Origin of the sequence: Planktothrix mougeotii LEGE 06226, from assembly GCF_015207485.1 — a bacterium.
Taxonomy (GTDB): domain Bacteria; phylum Cyanobacteriota; class Cyanobacteriia; order Cyanobacteriales; family Microcoleaceae; genus Planktothrix.
In genome coordinates, this window is the sequence record NZ_JADEWU010000050.1 from 1 (window position 1) to 20,697 (window position 20,697).

Below are 20,697 nucleotides of genomic sequence, written 5' to 3' on the forward strand. Positions count from 1 at the left end.
CCCCAGAACCCACCCCAGAACCCACACCCGAACCCACACCCGAACCCATTCCTAATATTAACTTAAATCTCAATCCTGAGTGTGGTTGTAATCCCTTAACTCCTCCAACAATTAATAATATTATTCCCAATGCTGGGGAAGATACAATTAATGGTAGTGATAGCAATGATCAATTACAAGGAGATGACAAAAAAAATGTCTTATTTGGTGGAGTAGGAAGTGATGAAGTCTATGGAAAAAATGGGGATGATAATGTTTATGGAGGTCAAGGAATTAAGAGTAGCACCGGGAAACCGAATGAAATAGATGTACTATTTGGAAATCAAGGATTAGACTATCTTAACGCCAGTGAAGGTGCAGATAAACTTTATGGCGGTAAAGATAACGATGCTATTTTTGGGGGGAAAAATAACGATCTAATTTATGGCGATTTAGGAAATGATACCCTCATAGGAGACTTAGGAGATGATACTGTCATTGGCGATACCAACGAACCTAAATTTGAGAACCCCCCCGGACAGGATTTATTATTTGGAGGAGAGGGAGTTGATCTAATATTTGGAAATGGGAATCATGATACTCTCAGTGGCGGTTTTGGAAGCGATAAACTCAATGCGGGGAAAGGAGATGATCAAGTTTTTGGGGATGAGGATGCCGATGAACTTTATGGAGATTTAGGGAAAGATACCCTGTGTGGAGGAGAGGGAAACGACACCCTTTATGGCGGGACTGCAACGAAAACCACCGTTACGAATGGCGAGGATAACGACGAATTATGTGGGGGAAATGGGGATGATTTTCTGAGTGGAAATGAAGGACAGGATATTATTCATGGTGAAGCGGGAAATGATACCCTGCATGGCGGTTCTGATCAGGATACATTAATGGGAGGGGAAGGAAATGATCGCATTTTTGGCGAAAATGGGGATGATATTTTAGGAGGAGGAAATGGCAATAATACTTTAACAGGGGGTCAAGGAAACGATTTGTTTTTAATTGAGGTTCAGGGTCAACAACTGATTACGGATTTTACACAAGGTCAAGATGTTTTAGTGCTCACAGACGGATTAACCTTTGAACAATTGAATTTCACGATTAATAATGGCGCATTACAGGTTCAAAATCAAGGTCAAACCTTAGCCATATTAACCGGAATTTCTAATATTAATCAAAGCATATATAGCGCTACGCATTATAGTTAGGACATTTCTAAATCCAGCAAACCCTTTCACTTCTTACTGTTCGGTGTTCCCTCTTCAAGTAGTGCTATAGCTCTTGGGTGGAGATTCCTGTACCGAATTGCTACAGTCAACACACCCTTTTAAAATCCCTGCTGAGAAACTAATTCAATACAAAGTTGATTCACAGTTTCCCCATTGACTTGTTTGGGTAACGTGGAATTTTCCTCGGCTTCATCCAATTTTTGATACAAACTTTTAGCCATAACCATGACTTCATCATAGCTGTATTTCCCTTTTTTAATGGCTAATAATTCCTCTGCATCTCCCGCTTCTCGACGATCAACGATTAAAGATTGAGTTTGTAAAATCTCAATTCCTGTTTTTAATAAGCGAATGGCTTGCATCGCAAATTTACAATCATATCCAACTTTAGCTTCCATTTTAGCTCGTTCAGGATTGCGATTTTTTTGCCAATCTTGATAATGTTTATATTCTCGACAAGCGCGTTGATATTGTTGACTTTTTTGCAACAATTGAATATAATCTTGAGAAGAATTGGCTAATTTTTGGGTTGTTTCTAAGGTGTCTTCCGGTAAGGGATATTGTTTTAAAATTCCTTTAAAATCAATATCAGCCGTTAACAACTGATACAGTTCTTTGGCGGGTTCTAAAAATTCAATGCGATCGCGCACTAACCCATACAAATATTCTAAAAAACTATTCATTTGACTAACCGTTAACGGCGGTGTATCGACTAAGCCAAATTCTGCCGCAGTCGGTTTATGAGTGGGAGGATTCAACAACCAATGGCGATGGGATTCTAACTTTTTAATTTGAGCATAGCCATAGCCAGAATAGGTTTGTTTTACTTTTTTAGATAAGAAAATCTGGCGATTCTGTCTCAGCTTTTTCCCAATTTCTGTTAGATATACATAGTCTTTAAACCATAATAATTCTAAAATATTAGGGTTATTATCTACTGATAATTTCAGAAACTTTTTTAATTCATACAAACAGGTATCTTTTGACAAAAAAGAGAATTTATCGGTTGGTTCATCTGTCCATCCTGTATCTTTTTGTTCAATTAAGCTAAATCCTAAATAATAGGGCTTTGTAGCAATAAAAACCCCACGATAATCATAATCTGAGGTGGTTGTTGCCAGTCCATAGCCTCTGGAACCTGTTAAGGCGAGTAAAATAGTACGGTTTTCAATCTCTAAACGGTTCATAATAGGTTTGTAATCAAGAATTGATAGGCAAGATTTCCACCAATTTCCCTCCGGTGATCTTATTATGTAATATAAGTGTAGTATATTAACGCCAAATTGTCAAGAACCCATAAAATTTAACTAACTATAGAGCTTTTGATCAGGTTTCGACTGCTGAAACAGTATTCTCATTTCTGAGATCATTTAAAAATTTTACCCTTCCAGAGGGTGTATGATATAAATTAAAATTGTTTTGCTTATTCCGTTAGCCTTTAAGCCATGACTAATAGTGTAGAGACGAACCCAGCGTCGATGATCAGTACCCTTGAGGATTCTTCCAGTTCACCCAACTCCACCCTCCTACTGTTGCTAAAAGTTGTTGAGTATTTTTCCTTAGCGGGTTTTGTAGGTGCAGCTTTCATTAACATTTTTGTTTCTGAGTTGCAAGTCGCTAAAATCTATGAAATTATTTTAGCAGCAACCTGGATTTGTTTGTTCTTAATTAACCGACAAGTTTTTCAGAACTATCAACAGGCAGACAAACTCTCCAAAATGAAGAAAAATGCTGCACTGTATACGATTTTAAGCAGTAATTTAATAGGTGAAAATAATCCTATGGATAACTCGGTGATTACCGCCGCGAGAATCCAAGCATTAGAATATGCTCAGGAGTTAATTGATGACTATAAAAAGACCCGAAGAGACTGCCGCAGTATTTACTATGTTTCACAAACTGCCACGATTGTTTTATCGGGTGTCACCCCTATTTTAGTGTTAGTGGATAAACTAGAAGCTGGGGTATCTTGGTTAAAATGGTTGCCTGTAATTTGTCCAGCAATTGCAGCTATTGTTGCGAGTATTGTCACCTCTTTTCCCTTTCAAGAAAATTGGGTAGCGGCGAATACTGCTGTGGAATTATTAGAAGCGGAACAGGAGAAATTTATCTTAGGAGTGAGTACCCTGTATCAATATGATGCGATGGAAGATGCTCAACTCTCTAAAAAAGCTCAAAGAGCAATTGAAAACTTTATTGTTCAGGTGAATACGATTCATTTGAAACAAGTTCAATCTGCTAGTGAGAAAAAACAAGAACAACCCCCGGATTCAACTCCTAGTATAGAAGTAACTCCCCCAACTAAAGCTTAATTTACGTTCCTTGTTTAATCCTAGGAAATCAACCCGCTTAGGCGGGTTTTTTGATCAATGAACAGAACAACAATTAATAGAAACTCATCTTTAAAAGAATTTGATGAATATTTATTTCAAGCTTCAAATTGTGAGAATTAAGCTGTATACCTCCTGCTAGTATTACCTTTTTGTTGCGGTTATGGGTAGATTAAGAGTGTGAGCCTCTCAGGAAAGAATGATAATATTTCAGTAATATTTCTCCCGCTTCGTTTAAGTCTTTCCCCAGGGTTAGAAATCCATCTTCATGTCCAGCCATAACTAATATTTTCTTTTCCCTTAAATTTTCTTCCTCAAATAATCTAAACATTTCTTGTGCCATTTTGGGGGTTCCATATTGAACGTCTTTGCGAGTGGTGGGAACCTGATTTAATAACTTTCGCCACAGTTGGGGGTGATGAACATGAATAATGGCATTAATATTCGGTTCATAACTATAAATTGCAGCATGGGTTAAGGACTCGGATGAGGCTTGAATTGGCCCACAACAGGTGAGATGATTGTGTTCAATATTAAACTCAGTAACAACAGTATAATGATCGGGATTAAGTTTAGCTAAATGTCCCGTTTGACTGCCAGAAATAATAAATTGTAAACTATTGGCAATACGGATGCTAATATTGCCAAATCCAATACCATTTTCATAGACACCAATCAATCCTAATTCATGAATATGATCCCGCCATTTCATTAAAGAAGCTATCAATTCAACCGCAACGTTTTCTCCTGGGATACATTCACAGGAATATTTCACAACACCTTCATCCATCATCGGGAACCTCTCAGTGGAAAATGCAACTTGCTTTAGTATTTTAGCAATAACTTGAGGAATGAATCTTCATTTGTAGCAGTAATTCAAGGTTGATGGGAAAGGGGCTCCATCCAGAGGAATAAGTATTTACTCTGGGTGCTGCGATGTCAAACTATTTTTGATCTGAATATTGATTTTGAGTCAACTATAGGGGTTCGGAATCTAGCCTTTACAAAATCTTTACAGAGATTAATTTGAAGTTTTACAAAAAGATCTCGTATTTTTGGGCTGTTTTGTTGTAAAATCTAAGCATTCAAAATTCCATCCTCCCCCTTAACACCGCTATCGAGTAGTAAACCTTCATTCCTCTATATAGCTACATTGATGAATCAGCGACGGATGAGAGCTAAGTCCCTGAGTCAAAGAAACGGTTGGCAAAGTCGAGAGAACAGAAGGGAAACAAATGCTAACTGCTCAATAGAAGTCAGCACCTCGCTCTAATATGATAATCATGCTTTAGCCGATGGCCCAGTTGAGCGTTGTGGTATAACGTTAATTCAACTTTCGCCAGAACTAAGTTAATAGACTATTTTTTAAAACAGGACAGAAAAGCGCTATGGCTAACGACATCAACATCCTCAATCTTCCGATTAATAATATCTCCAAAACCCAACTTCTTAAACGGTTAGGTTCCAGGGGCGGTGTCGTTTTTACCCCTAATGTCGATCACTTAATGAAATTACAGAAAGACCCGGACTTTTATGGTATCTACCAAGCTTCAACCTACCGGGTTTGTGATAGTAAGATCTTGATATATGCCTCTAAATTTTTAGGTCAGCCCATCAAAGAAAAAATTTCGGGCTCGGACTTATTTCCAGCCTTCTATGAGTATTATAAAAATCATGAAAAAGTAACAATTTTCTTGATGGGAGCCGCTGAGGGAGTTGCTCAACGCGCCCAGGAAAACATTAATAAAAAGGTGGGGCGGAAAATGATTATCGAGTCTTATTCCCCTCCCTTTGGCTTTGAAAAAGATGAGGTAGAATGCCAACGGATTATTGATCGGATTAATCACTCTGGAGCTACCGTATTAGCCATTGGTGTAGGAGCACCTAAGCAAGAAAAATGGATTGCTAAATACCGCAGTCAACTCAAAAATATTAAGGTATTTTTAGCGATTGGTGCAACAATTGACTTTGAAGCAGGGGAAAAAGGTCGCTCCCCCCAATGGATGAGTAATATGGGTGTGGAATGGTTACACCGCTTGTTTTCGGAACCCAAACGTTTATGGAAACGGTATCTGATTGAGGATCTTCCTTTCTTTTGGTTACTGTTATTACAAAAGTTAAAACTCTATACACCTCCATTTTCCACCCGAGAAGAATTTGTCAATTGGGAATCTCCCCGCTTAGGACAACTCTTACAAAAAGCGGGCTTATTGTCTGCTGACCAAGTTAAGACTGTTTTGGAATTGCAAACCCAACAACCTGAAAAACGATTTGGCGATTTCGTTGTTGAGTTGGGATGGTTGGAAGGGGAAACGATTGATTTCTTTGCCGATTATTTACCGCAGTTAGGGTTATCAAAACAACGATATCCTTTAGGTTATTATCTCTATAAAGCTAAATTGCTTGATGAATCCCAAATCAATTTCATTCTCGAAGAACAACGGGAATTAAAACTCCGGTTTGGGGAAATTGCGGTAATGAAAGGGTGGGTTAAGCAGCAAACCCTGGATACGGTACTGGATTATTTAACCCAACAAGAATTTATTAATTGGGAGTCTCCCTTCTTGGGTGAAATCTTACGAAAAGCCGGGTTACTGTCGGGTGATCAAGTTCACACCATTTTAGAACGACAAAAACAAGAACCCGGTAAACGATTTGGTGATTTTGTCGTTGAGTTGGGATGGTTAGAACAAGACACCATTGATTTCTTTGCTGATTATTTGCCGCAATTGGAACAGACCCAACATCGGCATCCCTTGGGTTATTATCTCTGCAAAGCTAAATTGCTCGATGAATCCCAAATTAATTTAATTCTCGAAGAACAAAATGAATTAAAACTCCGGTTTGGAGAAATTGCGGTGATGAAAGGGTGGGTCAAACAGCAAACCCTGGATACGGTACTGGATTATTTAACTCAAGAATTTGAAGATTCTTTAGTGGCATAAATTGTTAAGTTTCTGTTGTGTCCTTGAGGCTCGTTGAGAGAGATTAACAGTCATCTCAGCGAGTCTTTTTTATCGGGAATGATAGTGATAGAGGGTATCTCGTTGTTGATAGGGACGCCCCAAGGACGCGATCGCTTTTTCTAAGGTTTCCGGTTCCATACAGGTTCCTCCTTTGGCTCCCGCCATCGTGGTAATGTGTTCTTCCATTAAGGTTCCCCCAATATCATTACATCCCCATCGCAAGGCTTCCGTTGCTCCTTCTAAACTTAATTTCACCCAACTGGGTTGATGGTTAGGGATATAATGACCGAGAAAAATTCGAGCCACGGCCGTTAATAATAAGGTATCCGCTAAAATCGGTTGATCCCGTCCCACTCGTCGCCGCAAGGGAGCCGGAGCAGTTTCTCCCACAAAGGGTAAGACAATAAATTCTGTAATTCTAGCGGGATAATCCTGTTCAATGGCTTTTTGTTGGAGCGATCGCAACTGTTGTAAATGGTGCATTTGCTGTTGAGGCGTTTCAATATGACCCGATAGCATTGTGCTGGTGGTGGGAATACCGAGACGATGGGCTGTTTCAATAATTTCTAACCAAGTCGCGGTATTAATTTTTTCAGGACAGATGATTTTTCGGACAGAATCATCTAAAATTTCCGCAGCCGTTCCCGGCATAGAACCGACTCCAGCATCCCGTAATGCTATCATGACATCGGCATAAGAGAGATGATCTTCTCTGGCAATAAATTGTATTTCTTGAGGAGAAAAAGTATGAAGATGGAGGTGGGGAAACTGAGTTTTAAGGGCTTGAATTAAATGGAGATAATAGGGTAAGGATTTCCCATGAATTTTTGCTTCCAGGTTTAACCCACCCTGCATACAAATTTCCGTCGCACCCCGTTGAACCGCCTCAGCCGCTTTTTCTAAAATTTGATTTAGTTCTAACCAAAACGCTCCTTCTTCTCCAGCATCTCGACGAAACGCACAAAAACTACAATGCTGTTCACAAATATTTGTAAAATTAATATTGCGATTAATCACATAAGTAACGGTTTCCCCCACTTTTTGAGATCGCAAGGTATCACTCACCAGCCGAATATTCTCAATAATTGCTGGGTCAGTTTGCTGAAGCAAAACCACCCCTTCCTCTGGGGATAAATCATCTCCAGCAATAGCATGGTTAAGAATGGTATCAGCCGTTAAATTTAGTATCATAATTGATCAATATGTGAAAAAGTGACTTTCATCGTTCTCGACAGGAAGGATGGGTAAACTGGAAACAGAGTTAATCTTCTGTCTCTTTCCCGACTTCCCGATTTTCCTCAGAATCTTGCTATTTACGCTGAAAATATCGCCATGAACAAGTTGTTATTGTTTCAAAACAGGTTATTTTTATTCAGACCCTTTAGTATTTTAACGGCTAGTGCCGGGGTGTTGCAAGTTTCCCTGAGTATAGGAATCAGTTGGTTTCTGCTTCATGCACCTCCTTTTAATTTCGCCTTCGGACAATCAACCGTGACATTGGCTCAAACCCCTAATCAGCCTAATGTTAAGGCTTTATTTGAAAGTGGAATTGAGCAATTTCGTCAAGGATCATTTCCAGAAGCCTTAGCAACGTTTCAAACTGTTTTACAACAGCAAGAACAACAAGGAAAACAAGCTGAAATTGCCGAGACTCTCACTTATATTGGGGAAGTTTATAGTAATTTAGGCAATGATGCAGAAGCTTTAAACGTTTTACAAAAAGCCCTTAATTCCTATCGACAATTAAATCAACAAGCCGAAAACAAGAACCCAGACTATCAAAGTGGAATTAGTCGCAGTTTAAATTTAATTGGATTTATCTATCGCGATCAAAATAAAGTCTCAGACGCTTTAAAATTACATCAAGAAGCGTTAGAAATTGCCCAATCGATTAATGATCGAGTAAATATTGGCGAATCTTTCCATAATTTAGCCTCTGATTATACCACATTAAAACAATATGATCAAGCGTTAAAATTCTATCAACAAGCTCGAACTATTCGGGAAGAAGTTGGAGATAAACGGGATCTTAGTCGCACGTTAAATAATTTAGGAGCTTTGTATTTAATTCAGGGAGATACTCAAAAAGCTTTAGAGATTTATCAACAAGCATTAGCCTTCCGTCGCCAAATTGGAGATCAAGCTGGAGTTGGACGATTATTGAGTAATATTGGGTTATTATATCGTCAGTTAGGAGAGGATTCTCAAGCGTTAGTTTATTTTAAACAAGCTTCAGAATTAATGACCCGAATAGAAGATCATGGGAGTGCAGCCAAAGTTCATCATTTAATCGGTGAAATTCAGGAAAAACTTAAACAATCTGATCAAGCTTTAATGTCTTATCAAAAAGCAATTGATTTTGCAAAACTGGCTAATGATCAAGGAAATTTAAGCACTGCTTTTAATAGTTTAGGTAGTGTTTATTATAGTCAAGGTCAATATTCCCAAGCCTTAGAAGCTTATCAAAAAGCTTTATCTATTTATCAAACCCTCAATAATAAACCCGAAATCGGGACAACTTTAAATAATATTGGACAAGTTTATGAACGCTTAGGAAACTATCCCCAAGCCTTACAAACCTGGAAAGAAGCCTTAGCAATTCTCCAACAAACTGGAAATCAAAAAGCTGTTCAAGAAACCCAGCGTAGTATTGACTCAGTACAGAAAAAACAAGAAGGTGGGGTGTGAAGGGGACGCGGGACGGTAGGGCTGTTTCATGGTCGAGATTGGTCTGTTAAGAAACCGGGTTGACTTGCTATAATCTCATCAATTGAGAACTAATTTACCCAAAATGTCCCTAATCCCTGGACAAACTGCCTCTCGTCTCGCGTTATTTGGTGGAATTTTAGTTGGGGCGACACTCTGCCCAACCCTTACAGCCATCATAGCAGGAACAGCCGCACCTGCGATTATTTCTACCTTATCGGGTATGGTTGCAGGTGTGTTTGGGGGGTTGGTGGCGAATGATATGGGAGAGTTAGCCAAACGACTCGAAACCCAGGATAAAACCAACCATGATTTAGCAAAAGCAACGGGGGCGGCTATTGCTTTGGTGATTCTCAATTTGGCAGAAATTGAAGGAATTGATCAAACGGTTCAGAAAAATTTAAAGACCTTAGCATTAACAACTGAAAAAGAATGGTTGAAGGTTTCTTTACCGGAGACTTCTGACAAGGTTTTCTTACAAATTCCAGAGACAGAATTAGTTAAGTTAATGTCGAATAAAGTTGAGGATTTTGCAACGGTTACGGCATTAACAAAAGAGGTTTGGTTAGAGATTGTTAACGCTTTAGCGACAACTGCAAAAACGGATTTTCCCGATTATTGGTATTCGACTATTGCCTTTAAACTGCATCAAATGTTTCCCCAGGCGTTACGGGAAGTTTTAAAACAAGATGCGGAGAAGGGCGGAAAAGCTTATGCTGCGATGTCTTTAAGTTTAATGGGAGAAATTGCAGCCTTATCAGCAGAACGGGGGGATTTTTCTACCGAACAGATAACTGAAATTAAAGCATATTTTGAGCAAATTGTCAAGGATTCTGACAGCCAACAACAGGAATTTTTTTGTCAATTAATGCAGCAGGTAGAATCGGGTTTTGCGGTGGTGTTGGAAGCAGCAAAACAGGAGATTTTAGAGGAAATTCGAGCCGGGTTTTCGGGAGTTAATGAACGGTTAGGGGAAATTATTCAAGATATTGATGATATTAAGGAAATTCTACACACTAAACCCATAGTTGGGGTATTAATTGGGGGAAATTATAGCGGGGTTTGTACCTGTTGGCAGGGGCGAGGAGAAGAGATTAAACAATTAATAAACTGGATACGAGATCCAGAGATTACCTTAATGGGAATTGAGGGAACGGGAGGGTTAGGAAAAACCAGTTTAGCGGCGAAGGTATTTGATGAATTAAAAACGGAATATTGCAGCTATTGGGCGGATGTAAGTACGGGGGCAGTTTTTACCGAAGTGGCGCGCAAGGTTTTAGAGTATTTTAATTTTCCAATTCCCCAACAGGAAACGGAGTTTGTTCAGGCGTTAATTAGTTGTTTACAGCAAACGAAATGTTTATTAGTATTTGATAATTTAGAAACCTTGTTACAGGAGAATGAGTTTGCAACGGGTAGTTTTTATGATGAGTTTTTTAGAAGTTGGACGAATAAAAGAAGCGAGAGTGCGATCATTGTCACCACACGGGAACGTCCGAATATTCGGGGGTTTAATCATTGGATACCTTTAGCAGGTTTTGCAGAAACGGAAGGGGCAGCGTTTTTGCAAGAGAAGGGAATAAAAAATAATCAAGGGGAATTAAAGGCTTTTTCCCGATTAGTTGACGGGTATCCGTTGTTATTGCGGTTAGTGGCGGATTTATTAATAGATGATTCGCCCCAAAATCCTCGGTTAGAACGATTAAAAGAATTAGGATTAGAGAATTTACAGCAGTTACTCACCCATCCCGATGTTAAGGGAAATCACCGTCAAAGGGAAGTAGGAATTGTGGCGGTTTTGGATGTTAGTTATCAACGTTTAACTGAAGAATTGAAAACCCTGTTAACAGCCGTGACGGTATTGCGGGGTGAGTTTGATGCAGAGATAGCATTAGCGATGTCGGGGTTGGAGAAAACAACGGCAGAAATTCAGCAAGATTTGCGGCAGTTGACCAGGCAATCTTGGTTATTGGAAAGCGAGAACCGTCTCTGGAGTTTTCAACTCGTCATTTTAGCGTATTTAAAGCATAAAGCCGGGGAACAAACCGCAGCCCATTTAAAGGCAATTGACTTTTATCAAAATCGCTTAAAACCTCGGCAGCAATGGCAAACTTTAGATGATGTGAATGAGTATTTACAGATTTTTTATCATTGCTGTCAGTTAGGGCAATATTCTTTAGCGTTTGATACTATTTATAGCCGTACTGATTATGATGATGTTGATAACTTTTTGAATCTAAGCGGTTATAATTCAACTCGCGTTGAGTTATATGATCAGTTAGCTGAAAATTGGCAACCTGAAGGGGAAGATGAAAACTGGCAATTTGGTGCAGCTTTAACATCTTTGGGCAATGCTTACAATTCATTAGGGCAATACCAACAAGCCCTTGATTTCTATCAGCAATCCTTAGAAATTCAACAGGAAATTGGCGATCGCAGTGGCGTTGCTAACTCTCTGGGGAATTTAGGCAGTGCTTACCATTCATTAGGACAATACCAACAGGCGATCAATTTCCATGAGAAATCCTTAGAAATTTCACAGGAAATCGGCTATAAAATAGGTGAGGCAATCTCTCTGAATAATTTAGGGGAAGCCTACCAACATTTAGACAACTATCAGATAGCAATTCAGTATTATCAGAAAGCTTTAGCGATTCAATTAGAAAATCCTCAATATCAAGCAATTTTTTGGGCGAACTTAGGGGAATCCTTGGGTAAAATTAACAGGACTGAAGATTCCCTGGGTGCTTATCGAAATGCCCGTGAATTGTATCAAAATCTGGGACTTGATGCCGATGTGCAAAAGTGCGATAATGCTATTCAACAATTAACCTCACCGTCTCCCTTGTCTGCCCCTCAATCTCAGGGTTTTTGGCATTGGTTAAACATCCAAATTCGTCGTTTTTGGCGGTGGTTGCGGCAGTTAGGGAGAGGTTGAAAAAATTAATTCACACAGAACAGAAGCACAAAAACATAGGGGCAACTTTCGTCATCCCTATGGTTAATCATTCATTATTATGAATAGCGATCGCTTATTTTTAGAGACAATATTTATCCCCGAAAAAAAGTGGTAAAGTTCCGCCGACCACTCAAAACTCGTAAGATCTCAACCCCATCATCTAAAACTCGGTAAAAAATAATATAACCCTTGAATGATAATCCTCGGAGATAGGGACGAATTTCTGCATAACTTTTACCAGAATTAGGAAAATTTACCAATTGTTGACAGCAGCGATTAAACTCTTGGAAAAACTGCTCTCCTGCTTCTACGTTGTTGTTAGCAAAATACTCAGCAATCTCGTTGAGGTCATGGCTGGCTAGAATGTTGATAACATAGCGACTCATCGTTGCATCTTAATAGTTTGGTTTAAACCGTTCTAAAATCCCATTGATAAAAGTTTCACCATCAAGGGGAGGATGTTCTTCTGTGGCGGATACAGCAGCATCGATTTTATCAGCCACATCTTTAGACCATTCTGCCTCAGCCCTTTGCCATTCATCTAGTAGCCACAACGCAGTTGAGATGACTTGTTCAGGGGTTTGATATTTCCCAGATTCCAGTTGAATTTGAATAAATTGTTCTTGGTCAGAGGTGAGATTAATGCTCATTTTGGTGTTGCAACAGGGTTCATCCCTATCATAGCTAACCTAATTTCTCATCAATAACTTCAGTAGGACTTACGCAAGATGCAACAGCGAGCCGGAGGCAGTGCTGACGCACGACTTCGCCAACGCACTACATATCCAGCAAATTAAGTCGTGTTACGCTATCTGTAGTGTGAGCGTCTCGCTCACTCATCCCGAATGCGTAAGTCCTGATTAAGTTTCTCTGGTTTGCCTAAAAAAACTTGACACTTGCAATTAAGTTTTGCTATAATGTACTATTGTACTGAATATTGCTTTTTTGCTGCTTTAGCTCAGTTGGTAGAGCGGTTCACTCGTAATGAACAGGTCGTCGGTTCAAGTCCGATAAGCAGCTTTTAAATTTATTAACCCCCTGAACAAGATTTTAACACCCAACCGATCACAATTCCTAACCCCCCAAAACGAACAGCTTGCCAAAAAGGTTCCTTGAAACTTCCCCAAGTCACTAAACGACTTTCTAAATTAAATTCTAAGGTTTCTAACTGGGTTTTTAACTGTTTCAATTCGTCTTTCAATTGTTGCGACTTGGTTTGACGAATTTGAGGAATAACTTCATCAATGCGGTTTTTCAATTCAATTCGACGTTGTTCATCTTGTTGAATTTGGGTTAATCGAGCTTTAAGATCTATCAGAGATTGTTCAACCTCTGCTAACCCCTGTTCAATGTCTTGATTTCCATCCTCAGTCAAATTATTCGGTGAGGGTGGTTGAGATGATGATTGACTTGGCATAATAATACAAGACCGAATTCACCCCGCCATTAAAATTATCCTTATGACTAACCTCCCTTCCCAAACCCCCGACCTTTCAGACCCTCAGATGAGTCCCCGCACAGCTAGTCTCAGCGAGTATAGCACATTAGAACTCGCTCAAGCCCTAGCAGAACGATTAGCCATCCCCGAACGAGACTGGCACCGCCTCAAGTCAAATGGCAATGCTCGCGCTGGGGAACATTTAGCCGCCGCCTTAGTCTTTTTACTCAAAAATCAGCCACAAGAAGTGATCCCTCGGTTAAATCAAGCGGTTGGCTGGCTAGAACGAAAGATTACAGCCCCTCCTTGTCCCACCCATGGAACAACTTCCAAAAAGCGGTCGTAAGCCTCACCAACGTCCTCTAAGATTGGACATACAAACACAAAGACCATTAAAATCCAGGTGAGATCTAAACTTGCTATGAACAAGGTTATTGTGACTGATTTTAAGGTCTAAAACCTGTTACCAATCCTGTTGTTCATAGGGTGTTATCATTTTCTTGCATAACGTGAGTTCCGTTCCCGTTCGATTCCATTGCACACGATCAAAAATTTGATAAAGAATATACAACCCTCGTCCACATTCGTGTTCGTCATGGGGTAAATCAGAATCTTGGATTTCGGGTTCATAATCAACCTCGTCCTGTAATTGACATTTACAAGGCGGTTTAAAACCACAACCCTGATCTGATATAATCCACCAGCAATGATCTTGAATTAGACTAAAGCGGACGACGACTGTTTTACTGGGGTCTAGCTTGTTGCCATGCTTGGCAGCATTCACAAGTGCTTCTTGTAGTCCCAGGCGAATTTCGGCTTGCAACAGGTCTGGAATGTCAGCCAGAAGCAAGTCCAAAATTGGACAGAGATACAACGTAGAAGCAAAGCTAATAGTGACCCAGTTTCGTTTAACCGGACGCGATGTTAAAGCAATCACACGGAAAACTCCCTGGCAACGTGGTGGATAAACCTCACACCCTGCATAGTTGTAAATTCTCTCCTGCTATGGAATTTAATCTGAGTGGGTGAGCGTGAGTACCCGTTCATTCATTAGATTACCAAAAGAATAAGAAAAAACACAATTAATTTTGAAAAATAGTGTATATTTTTGTATTATAAATGAATTACAAACAAGCTAAACCCTAGAGAAATCAAGGGATTTTGAAGAAAACAAGCCAAGAGAGGACTTAGATTGCAGTGTTGATGAGAATGACAAAATAACTCTTCTGTGTTTATCTAAAGAATAAAAATTAGTAGCTATTGATACAGAAGACTAAAGAGTCAATTCCGCTTCTCTGGTTTTTGTTAATATTATTAATGTAACTTAATATTCCTTTATAAAGCAACATGATCACAACCCCAACACTCCCCTCTGACGTGATCCCCGGACAATATTGGCAATGGCGGGATCAATTGATTTACTATGTGCGTGTGGGTGAACACCATCCCCAACGTCCCCCTCTGCTGCTGGTTCATGGGTTCGGGGCTTCTACGGATCACTGGCGTAAAAATATACAAGGGTTACAATCGGATTTTGAAGTCTGGGCGATTGATTTATTAGGGTTTGGTCGGTCTGGAAAACCCAAGGTCGAATATAGTGGTCAACTGTGGCGAGATCAACTGCACGACTTTATTACAGAGGTGATCGGTCAGCCTGTAATTTTAGCCGGAAATTCCCTAGGGGGGTATGGGTCCCTCTGTGTTGCGTCCCAATGTCCATCAACAGCCAAAGGTGTTATTTTACTCAACAGTGCGGGGCCCTTTACGGAGACTGATCCCCGTCCTGAACTTCCTTTATGGAAAAAAATGGTGTCTCAAACGATGCGATCGCTGTTTCGTCAAGATTGGGTGAGTTTTTTAATTTTCCAATGGACAAGACGCCGTTCTATAATTCGTAAAACCCTATTGAAAGTTTATCTTGATCCCAGTACGGTTACGGATCAATTAGTGGAAGAGATTTATCGTCCCTCCTGTGATCCCGGTGCGGCACAGGTGTTTGCGTCGGTGTTCAAAAGTCCTCAAGGAGAAAAAGTGGATGTATTGTTAAATCAGTTAAGCTGTCCTCTATTGTTAATTTGGGGAGAAGGTGATCCCTGGATGAACTGTCGAGAACGCAGTCGCAAGTTTCATCAATATTATCCCCAATTACAGGAATATTTTCTTAAGGCGGGTCATTGTCCCCATGATGAAGTTCCTGAACAAGTCAATACTATCATTCAGTCTTGGGTGTTAAGTAGGCAGGTATAATTAAATGTCTGATCAGAGGCAGAGCCTCTGATTTTAGATGGCAGAGCCACCCGAATATTATTTCTAGGTAGAACCTAGAAACCAGAAAATACTAATCCCAGTGCGATCGCTTTTATTGATAGAAAAGAAGCGATGGGCTCCGCCCAGCTGCAGGCGATCGCACTTTTTCAAAAACCTCGCTTCTGTTTAATATAGTGTTGGAAAATTGGATTTAATAGAAATAGCGATCGCTCTCCTCCTTCAACTTTTTCAATTAAATTTCGTCGAATTAAGGATTGTATGGCTTGCATAAATTCTGATTTAGATAATTCCAGATTATTCAGTTTTTGGGTAATATTGACGGGTTGATCTTGAGTCGATAACCAGTAGATTACTTGTTTTTCTGATTCTGCTAACCGCTCTAAATGAGTTTTTAAAATCGGTTCTAAATCCCCTAAATACAGATCATTTTGATCGGCTAGAAACTCAGCAACACTTCCATTAAAGAGTTCGTTAATGGTTGCAGCAATAATATTTAACCAGGAAGGATGACCTTGATACAGAGTCATTAATTCTGACCAGTTTTCCTCATCGGTTAATCGTTTTTCTCTAAAAATTTCTATGGCTTCTTCTCCTAACCCTTTAAGGTTTAAAGTTCTTACAGGTCTATTTTCGGCTTCTAAAGGAGCAATTTCTCTAGGTTTTGTCCAACTCAGGAGAATTAAACAACTTTGATGGCAAAATGTGGCAATTTGTTTAAAAAATTTGCTATAATCTTCATAATCTGGGAAGTATTGACCTGCTAATTCACCCGGTTTAAAAATATTCTGTATATCATCAAGAATCAGTAAACACCGAGAGTTACGAAAATAATCAATAACTGTAGATAAGGGAGTTTGTTGAGATTGAGAAAAAGATGCTTTCAGTTCGGTTTGTAGCGTTGAAAGGGTAGGAATATTACTAAGACTTTTCCAGATAATATAATCAAACTCACTATTAATTTCTTCTATCAGCTTAACCGTTAGCGCACTTTTTCCAATTCCACTTAATCCATAAATTGTAATTAAGCGAGTATGGTCTTCTAATATCCATTGTTTGAGGGTGGTTAATTCTGAGGTGCGGTTGTAAAAGGTTGTTAATTCTGGTGCTTCTATTAAGTTTATGATTGTTGATTGATTTTGGGTTTGGGATGTTTCTGGGGGAGATTGCGATCGTGATTGTGTATTTTTAATATTTTTTATAAATTGATTACAAATATTAATATCAATTTCTTGTAATAAACAGTCGCCTGAATCAGAAACTTGAGAAACTCTATATTTTTTCTCTACCTTAGAACGAAAATTAAATTTCTTGAGATCTTCTCCCAAATCTTCACCCAACTTTTCCCATAACTTAGCTGCTTCTTTTTTAATGTGAGATTCACCACAATGAAATTCTTCAGAGATTTGACGATATTTTTTCCCCTCCCAAACACCCGTTAGAATCGCTTCTTGTATCTCGGTCAGATCTTCTCCTGTTTGAGCAAGGATTAAATTTTTAGCCCACTGTAACACATCTTCACTATTCTTCATGGGTAGATACAAAAAAGAGATATATTGTATTATATTATACAAGATTCTACTTTGTCAACCAAATCTACTAAATTAGTTCAGGATTATTCAATAAATTGGGTACTAAATGTACTGTTTTAGAGTTGTCACATCTGGATGTTACACAATAAAATTGGGAAACAACCACAAGCATAGTTAAAGTTTAGTAGATAACCCTAAAAGGACAAATATATGAGTTTAGAAGATGAATTAGGTAAATTTTTGGAAAGCTTCAACCCCACATTTACTGAGAATGATAAAACTAAACTGCGACAATCTGCTAGACGATCTACTCTCCAAAAATGGAGATGGAGCTATGGGATAAAAGCAATGTCAGTAGGTGCAGTATCAGGTTTAATACCGAGTAAAGATTTAGGAACAGCAGGAACTATTATGATGGCTGATTTATCAGCATTATTATTACTAAGTATGCGAGCTTCTTTTGGTATTGGACACATTATAGATAAAAATGAGGTTAATTATGGCGATGATATCATAGGAATTCTTGCAATTTGGACACAGGTTGGAGAACCAGCAGAAGTTCTAGCGGTTGTCCCTGCGGGAAAAGTAGCGTTAAAACTTAGTGCCAAAAGTTTACCAAAAGTGGCTGCTCCTCTAGTTGGACAATTAGCCTACAAAGGTTTATTAAAAACAAAATTGAAATTTGCAGCTAAACTGACTTCAAAAGTTGCGACAAAAATGGCAACTAAAATTGGCACAAAACTCGCAGCCAAGGAAGGCATAAAAGCTTTTTCTCAAGTTGCGCCTCTAGTAGGTAGCGCTGCTTCACTATCTATTAATCTATGGATAATAAATGGCATTATGGACGCTGCGGAGAAATATTACTCAGGAACTGTCTTGCTTGTAGATGATGATTTAGGTGGTTTAGCACCAGCATGATTAGAAACTTATATCGATCAACTGTTTGCAAACTCAATAAAAACGCTATTTCATAATCAGCTTTAGCCGACTTAATAAGTAAAAAATGAGGTTTTTATGGGATTTTGGCAAGACTTATGGCAAGGTACAAAAAGATTGTTTTCAAGCTCGTGTCCAAATTGCAAAAAAAATGATGCAGATTTGCCGTCTGAGAAAAGAATTACCAGAATTGTACTTAGTAAGAAGCCCCATTATCATACCCACTATCATAAAGGAGAAGATGGCAAAATGCACGCCCAGGTTCAAACCACTTATCATAAATCTATCAAATTTTCTTGCCAAAGCTGTGGGTATGAATGGGTAGAGGATAGAATCGAAATAACTCCTTATTAAATTATAAAATGAATAAATTTGTTTATTAACTCCTAAGTATGTCGGCTGAACTAAAGTAAAATTCCGATGCTAAAAAGCTCACTTGCTCTAGATCGCATCTGGCGTTTACTTATCCCCCATACTTATACTTACAGCAATTTATTCAATTGTTTGAAGCACACTTAATATTGTGATTAAGAGGAGAGAATATTTGATGTTAAAAACTGAGCATTTTGTTTTAAACGATGTCAGCACACTAGCAGATACAGTCAAAAGGATTGCATTGTTAGATGTTGGTGAAATCACAGATGATATAACTCGTCAAGCTGCTATTAGTTCTATCCGTGCTTACCAAAAGCATATTTCTCCCCAAAAGGGATTTGCTTGTGCTTATCGAATTTTGTATGGTTCATCGTGTTCTGAAAACATCAAAAATATAATCGAAGAAGTGGGTTTACTTGATGCTATCCCTTTAGCTCGTCAGCAGTTTGCTCTGTGCCGAGATGCTAAGTTAATAATTCAAAGTAATTTGTTAGCTAATCACAACAATAATAATAACTGTCAAGATATGTTTTTTGGTGGCTTAGAATGTTGTGCCTGTATAGGGGACTTCACCTAGCTCCCAGGCTCCTGCCTGGGAATATATTAAAGAGGCTCCGCCTCTTGTTTCAGGTGGCAGAGCCACCCGAATATCATTTCTAGGTTCTACCTAGAAACGAGAAAATATTAATCCTAGAGCGATCGCATTTATTGATATAAAAGAAGCGATCGCTAACTAGGGATGAGGAATTAAAATTTATGCGTATCGTCCTTATAAAATGATCTTAAGTTGTTAAAGATCGGTAGAACCAGGGAACTAGGAACTAAGTAACTCCTGACTTTAGGCGGCTACTCTCGATCAGCCCAGTATTGTGTTCTACGCTTCTGATGTGCAACCGCTAAAATCCGAATCCGATCATCTTCTAGGATACGATAAAATAGAGAGTAAGAAAACTTAGGCAAAATTATCCGACGAGCAGAACTTTTAACCTTTGAGCCAGCTTCAGGATATAGCATGAGGAAGTTTATTGCCTCTTCTACTTCTCCTAAAAACTCTAACCCAAGCCCAGGTTTTTGTTCCTCGTAATAGGCGGTGGCATCAATTAATTCTTGTTCTGCTAGTGGATGAAATATCACATTTTTCATTGCAGAAGACCACGAATCTTGTGAAACACTTGTTCAGCCGGAATGCCAGTAACTTCGCCACTATCCATTTCGCGATCGCGTCTTTCAGCTTCCTCACCCCAGCTAAATTCAACTTCTGCATCGTTTTCCCTACTTTGTCCCAAGTGTTTTAGGAGCCGCGAGAGCAATATTACTTGAGAGTCTTGTGGAAGTGCAAGAACCTCAGCTTCAAGATTTTCAAGTGTCATAGTATTTAATTATTTTTTGACACACTAATTCTATCATACTTTGGGACAAAAAACTATAGCCCTGATTTTCTAGTTTCAAAATTATACCTTAAAATACTAATCCTAGAGCGATCGCATTTATTAATAGAAAAGAGGCGATCGCTCTCTATCTTAACTCACCGATACTCTAACATTTCCTCAACTGTCAAGCCAATATCAATTGCAATCTGCCGAAGCAATCTAGGTGATATATCACGTCCTTTATGAAAAGGAACCGTCGTGCAGCGTCCATCTTCGTGACGGAACTGCTTATGTGATCCTTTTTGACGCACTTCTACAAACTCAAGATTCTCTAGTATGCGAACGATTTCCTGTGGTTTTAGAACTGGTATATTGCTCATAATTTATCGGATCACAATCTGTTGTGTCCCTATAAACTCTGTCTTAATAACCAGATCATCATCTTCTAGGAGCATCTCAATTACCTCACGCAGATTCTCCTGTAACTCATCCAATGTTTCTCCCTGGGAATGTGCGCCAGGAAACCCAGGAATATAACCAACATAAAGATTGGTATCAGAATCTTTTTCGATGATAGCAGTAAATGTTTTCATAAGA

Annotated in this window: 21 protein-coding genes and 1 tRNA gene; 10 read left to right on the plus strand and 12 right to left on the minus strand. The window is 39.0% G+C overall.

Translation table 11 applies throughout. The annotated features are described in order from the left end of the window. The coding region (locus tag IQ236_RS18430; RefSeq protein WP_265578696.1) for a calcium-binding protein at positions 1 to 1,202 on the plus strand (1,202 nt) is incomplete at its 5' end. A 119-nt stretch (positions 1,203 to 1,321) separates the two neighbouring features. On the opposite strand, the gene IQ236_RS18435 is transcribed toward IQ236_RS18430, so the two are convergent. Further along, complete coding sequence (locus IQ236_RS18435; RefSeq protein ID WP_193870650.1) at positions 1,322 to 2,410, minus strand: nucleotidyltransferase domain-containing protein; 1,089 nt, start codon at positions 2,408 to 2,410, stop codon at positions 1,322 to 1,324. Between the two features lie 258 nt (positions 2,411 to 2,668). On the opposite strand from IQ236_RS18435, the gene IQ236_RS18440 reads away from it, so the two are divergent. Then, on the plus strand, positions 2,669 to 3,535 hold the full coding sequence (locus IQ236_RS18440; protein ID WP_193870651.1) for a DUF4231 domain-containing protein: 867 nt from the start codon (positions 2,669 to 2,671) through the stop codon (positions 3,533 to 3,535). Positions 3,536 to 3,725: 190 nt separating this feature from the next. On the opposite strand, the gene IQ236_RS18445 is transcribed toward IQ236_RS18440, so the two are convergent. After that, positions 3,726 to 4,343 carry a class II aldolase/adducin family protein gene (locus IQ236_RS18445; protein WP_193870684.1) on the minus strand — a complete coding sequence of 206 codons (618 nt, stop codon included), beginning with the start codon at positions 4,341 to 4,343 and terminating at the stop codon, positions 3,726 to 3,728. A 598-nt stretch (positions 4,344 to 4,941) separates the two neighbouring features. On the opposite strand from IQ236_RS18445, the gene IQ236_RS18450 reads away from it, so the two are divergent. Then, on the plus strand, positions 4,942 to 6,498 hold the full coding sequence (locus tag IQ236_RS18450) for a WecB/TagA/CpsF family glycosyltransferase (RefSeq protein ID WP_193870652.1): 1,557 nt from the start codon (positions 4,942 to 4,944) through the stop codon (positions 6,496 to 6,498). Positions 6,499 to 6,567: 69 nt separating this feature from the next. On the opposite strand, the gene cofH is transcribed toward IQ236_RS18450, so the two are convergent. Beyond that, positions 6,568 to 7,710: a 7,8-didemethyl-8-hydroxy-5-deazariboflavin synthase subunit CofH gene (cofH, locus tag IQ236_RS18455; protein WP_228041730.1), complete on the minus strand. Its 1,143-nt coding sequence runs from the start codon at positions 7,708 to 7,710 to the stop codon at positions 6,568 to 6,570. A gap of 141 nt (positions 7,711 to 7,851) precedes the next feature. Here cofH and IQ236_RS18460 point away from each other — a divergent pair, with 141 nt between their 5' ends. Together IQ236_RS18460 and IQ236_RS18465 are read left to right on the plus strand one after the other, a co-directional pair. Then, complete coding sequence (locus IQ236_RS18460; protein WP_193870653.1) at positions 7,852 to 9,207, plus strand: tetratricopeptide repeat protein; 1,356 nt, start codon at positions 7,852 to 7,854, stop codon at positions 9,205 to 9,207. Positions 9,208 to 9,310: 103 nt separating this feature from the next. Then, complete coding sequence (locus IQ236_RS18465; protein WP_228041731.1) at positions 9,311 to 12,163, plus strand: tetratricopeptide repeat protein; 2,853 nt, start codon at positions 9,311 to 9,313, stop codon at positions 12,161 to 12,163. Positions 12,164 to 12,276: 113 nt separating this feature from the next. Here IQ236_RS18465 and IQ236_RS18470 read toward each other — a convergent pair whose 3' ends face one another. Together IQ236_RS18470 and IQ236_RS18475 are read right to left on the minus strand one after the other, a co-directional pair. Beyond that, complete coding sequence (locus tag IQ236_RS18470; protein WP_193870654.1) at positions 12,277 to 12,570, minus strand: type II toxin-antitoxin system RelE/ParE family toxin; 294 nt, start codon at positions 12,568 to 12,570, stop codon at positions 12,277 to 12,279. Positions 12,571 to 12,579: 9 nt separating this feature from the next. Further along, positions 12,580 to 12,834 (minus strand): ribbon-helix-helix domain-containing protein, encoded by a 255-nt coding sequence (locus IQ236_RS18475; RefSeq protein WP_193870655.1) that lies wholly within the window; start codon positions 12,832 to 12,834, stop codon positions 12,580 to 12,582. A 297-nt stretch (positions 12,835 to 13,131) separates the two neighbouring features. On the opposite strand from IQ236_RS18475, the gene IQ236_RS18480 reads away from it, so the two are divergent. Further along, positions 13,132 to 13,204 (plus strand) — tRNA-Thr (locus IQ236_RS18480). 10 nt (positions 13,205 to 13,214) lie between these two features. On the opposite strand, the gene IQ236_RS18485 is transcribed toward IQ236_RS18480, so the two are convergent. Beyond that, positions 13,215 to 13,601 (minus strand): DUF2203 domain-containing protein, encoded by a 387-nt coding sequence (locus IQ236_RS18485; RefSeq protein ID WP_193870656.1) that lies wholly within the window; start codon positions 13,599 to 13,601, stop codon positions 13,215 to 13,217. Positions 13,602 to 13,689: 88 nt separating this feature from the next. Here IQ236_RS18485 and IQ236_RS18490 point away from each other — a divergent pair, with 88 nt between their 5' ends. Next, the gene (locus IQ236_RS18490; RefSeq protein ID WP_193870687.1) at positions 13,690 to 13,968 is read left to right on the plus strand and encodes a DUF6439 family protein; all 279 of its coding nucleotides are present in this window, start codon (positions 13,690 to 13,692) and stop codon (positions 13,966 to 13,968) included. Positions 13,969 to 14,085: 117 nt separating this feature from the next. Here the strand turns inward: IQ236_RS18490 and IQ236_RS18495 are convergent, their stop codons facing one another. After that, positions 14,086 to 14,559 (minus strand): ATP-binding protein, encoded by a 474-nt coding sequence (locus IQ236_RS18495; protein WP_193870657.1) that lies wholly within the window; start codon positions 14,557 to 14,559, stop codon positions 14,086 to 14,088. A gap of 410 nt (positions 14,560 to 14,969) precedes the next feature. On the opposite strand from IQ236_RS18495, the gene IQ236_RS18500 reads away from it, so the two are divergent. Then, positions 14,970 to 15,869, plus strand: a complete 900-nt coding sequence (locus IQ236_RS18500) for an alpha/beta fold hydrolase (RefSeq protein WP_193870658.1) — start codon at positions 14,970 to 14,972, stop codon at positions 15,867 to 15,869. 167 nt (positions 15,870 to 16,036) lie between these two features. Here the strand turns inward: IQ236_RS18500 and IQ236_RS18505 are convergent, their stop codons facing one another. Beyond that, a complete protein-coding gene (locus IQ236_RS18505) occupies positions 16,037 to 17,419 on the minus strand; it encodes an NB-ARC domain-containing protein (protein ID WP_193870659.1) in 1,383 nt (460 codons plus the stop codon). Between the two features lie 210 nt (positions 17,420 to 17,629). On the opposite strand from IQ236_RS18505, the gene IQ236_RS18510 reads away from it, so the two are divergent. Further along, entirely contained in the window at positions 17,630 to 18,337 is a 708-nt protein-coding gene (locus tag IQ236_RS18510) for a hypothetical protein (protein WP_193870660.1), read from the plus strand. 565 nt (positions 18,338 to 18,902) lie between these two features. After that, positions 18,903 to 19,307, plus strand: a complete 405-nt coding sequence (gene yidD, locus IQ236_RS18515; protein WP_193870661.1) for a membrane protein insertion efficiency factor YidD — start codon at positions 18,903 to 18,905, stop codon at positions 19,305 to 19,307. Positions 19,308 to 19,576: 269 nt separating this feature from the next. Here yidD and IQ236_RS18520 read toward each other — a convergent pair whose 3' ends face one another. From IQ236_RS18520 to IQ236_RS18535, 4 genes are all read right to left on the minus strand, one after another. After that, entirely contained in the window at positions 19,577 to 19,873 is a 297-nt protein-coding gene (locus tag IQ236_RS18520) for a type II toxin-antitoxin system RelE/ParE family toxin (RefSeq protein ID WP_193870662.1), read from the minus strand. Continuing rightward, entirely contained in the window at positions 19,870 to 20,100 is a 231-nt protein-coding gene (locus IQ236_RS18525; RefSeq protein ID WP_193870663.1) for an addiction module protein, read from the minus strand. Before IQ236_RS18525 ends, IQ236_RS18520 begins: the two co-directional genes overlap by 4 nt. A gap of 155 nt (positions 20,101 to 20,255) precedes the next feature. Continuing rightward, a complete protein-coding gene (locus tag IQ236_RS18530) occupies positions 20,256 to 20,480 on the minus strand; it encodes a type II toxin-antitoxin system HicA family toxin (protein WP_193870664.1) in 225 nt (74 codons plus the stop codon). A 3-nt stretch (positions 20,481 to 20,483) separates the two neighbouring features. Next, the gene (locus IQ236_RS18535) at positions 20,484 to 20,693 is read right to left on the minus strand and encodes a type II toxin-antitoxin system HicB family antitoxin (protein ID WP_193870688.1); all 210 of its coding nucleotides are present in this window, start codon (positions 20,691 to 20,693) and stop codon (positions 20,484 to 20,486) included. Positions 20,694 to 20,697: the final 4 nt, after the last annotated feature.

What these genes read in the sequence shown, in the direction of transcription:
- IQ236_RS18435 (WP_193870650.1), bottom strand. Translation starts at nt 2,410, where the DNA reads ATGAACCGTTTAGAGATTGAAAACCGTACTATTTTACTCGCCTTAACA.
- IQ236_RS18440 (WP_193870651.1), top strand. Translation starts at nt 2,669, where the DNA reads ATGACTAATAGTGTAGAGACGAACCCAGCGTCGATGATCAGTACCCTT.
- IQ236_RS18445 (WP_193870684.1), bottom strand. Translation starts at nt 4,343, where the DNA reads ATGGATGAAGGTGTTGTGAAATATTCCTGTGAATGTATCCCAGGAGAA.
- IQ236_RS18450 (WP_193870652.1), top strand. Translation starts at nt 4,942, where the DNA reads ATGGCTAACGACATCAACATCCTCAATCTTCCGATTAATAATATCTCC.
- cofH (WP_228041730.1), bottom strand. Translation starts at nt 7,710, where the DNA reads ATGATACTAAATTTAACGGCTGATACCATTCTTAACCATGCTATTGCT.
- IQ236_RS18460 (WP_193870653.1), top strand. Translation starts at nt 7,852, where the DNA reads ATGAACAAGTTGTTATTGTTTCAAAACAGGTTATTTTTATTCAGACCC.
- IQ236_RS18465 (WP_228041731.1), top strand. Translation starts at nt 9,311, where the DNA reads ATGTCCCTAATCCCTGGACAAACTGCCTCTCGTCTCGCGTTATTTGGT.
- IQ236_RS18470 (WP_193870654.1), bottom strand. Translation starts at nt 12,570, where the DNA reads ATGAGTCGCTATGTTATCAACATTCTAGCCAGCCATGACCTCAACGAG.
- IQ236_RS18475 (WP_193870655.1), bottom strand. Translation starts at nt 12,834, where the DNA reads ATGAGCATTAATCTCACCTCTGACCAAGAACAATTTATTCAAATTCAA.
- IQ236_RS18485 (WP_193870656.1), bottom strand. Translation starts at nt 13,601, where the DNA reads ATGCCAAGTCAATCATCATCTCAACCACCCTCACCGAATAATTTGACT.
- IQ236_RS18490 (WP_193870687.1), top strand. Translation starts at nt 13,690, where the DNA reads ATGAGTCCCCGCACAGCTAGTCTCAGCGAGTATAGCACATTAGAACTC.
- IQ236_RS18500 (WP_193870658.1), top strand. Translation starts at nt 14,970, where the DNA reads ATGATCACAACCCCAACACTCCCCTCTGACGTGATCCCCGGACAATAT.
- IQ236_RS18505 (WP_193870659.1), bottom strand. Translation starts at nt 17,419, where the DNA reads ATGAAGAATAGTGAAGATGTGTTACAGTGGGCTAAAAATTTAATCCTT.
- IQ236_RS18510 (WP_193870660.1), top strand. Translation starts at nt 17,630, where the DNA reads ATGAGTTTAGAAGATGAATTAGGTAAATTTTTGGAAAGCTTCAACCCC.
- yidD (WP_193870661.1), top strand. Translation starts at nt 18,903, where the DNA reads ATGTTAAAAACTGAGCATTTTGTTTTAAACGATGTCAGCACACTAGCA.
- IQ236_RS18520 (WP_193870662.1), bottom strand. Translation starts at nt 19,873, where the DNA reads ATGAAAAATGTGATATTTCATCCACTAGCAGAACAAGAATTAATTGAT.
- IQ236_RS18525 (WP_193870663.1), bottom strand. Translation starts at nt 20,100, where the DNA reads ATGACACTTGAAAATCTTGAAGCTGAGGTTCTTGCACTTCCACAAGAC.
- IQ236_RS18530 (WP_193870664.1), bottom strand. Translation starts at nt 20,480, where the DNA reads ATGAGCAATATACCAGTTCTAAAACCACAGGAAATCGTTCGCATACTA.
- IQ236_RS18535 (WP_193870688.1), bottom strand. Translation starts at nt 20,693, where the DNA reads ATGAAAACATTTACTGCTATCATCGAAAAAGATTCTGATACCAATCTT.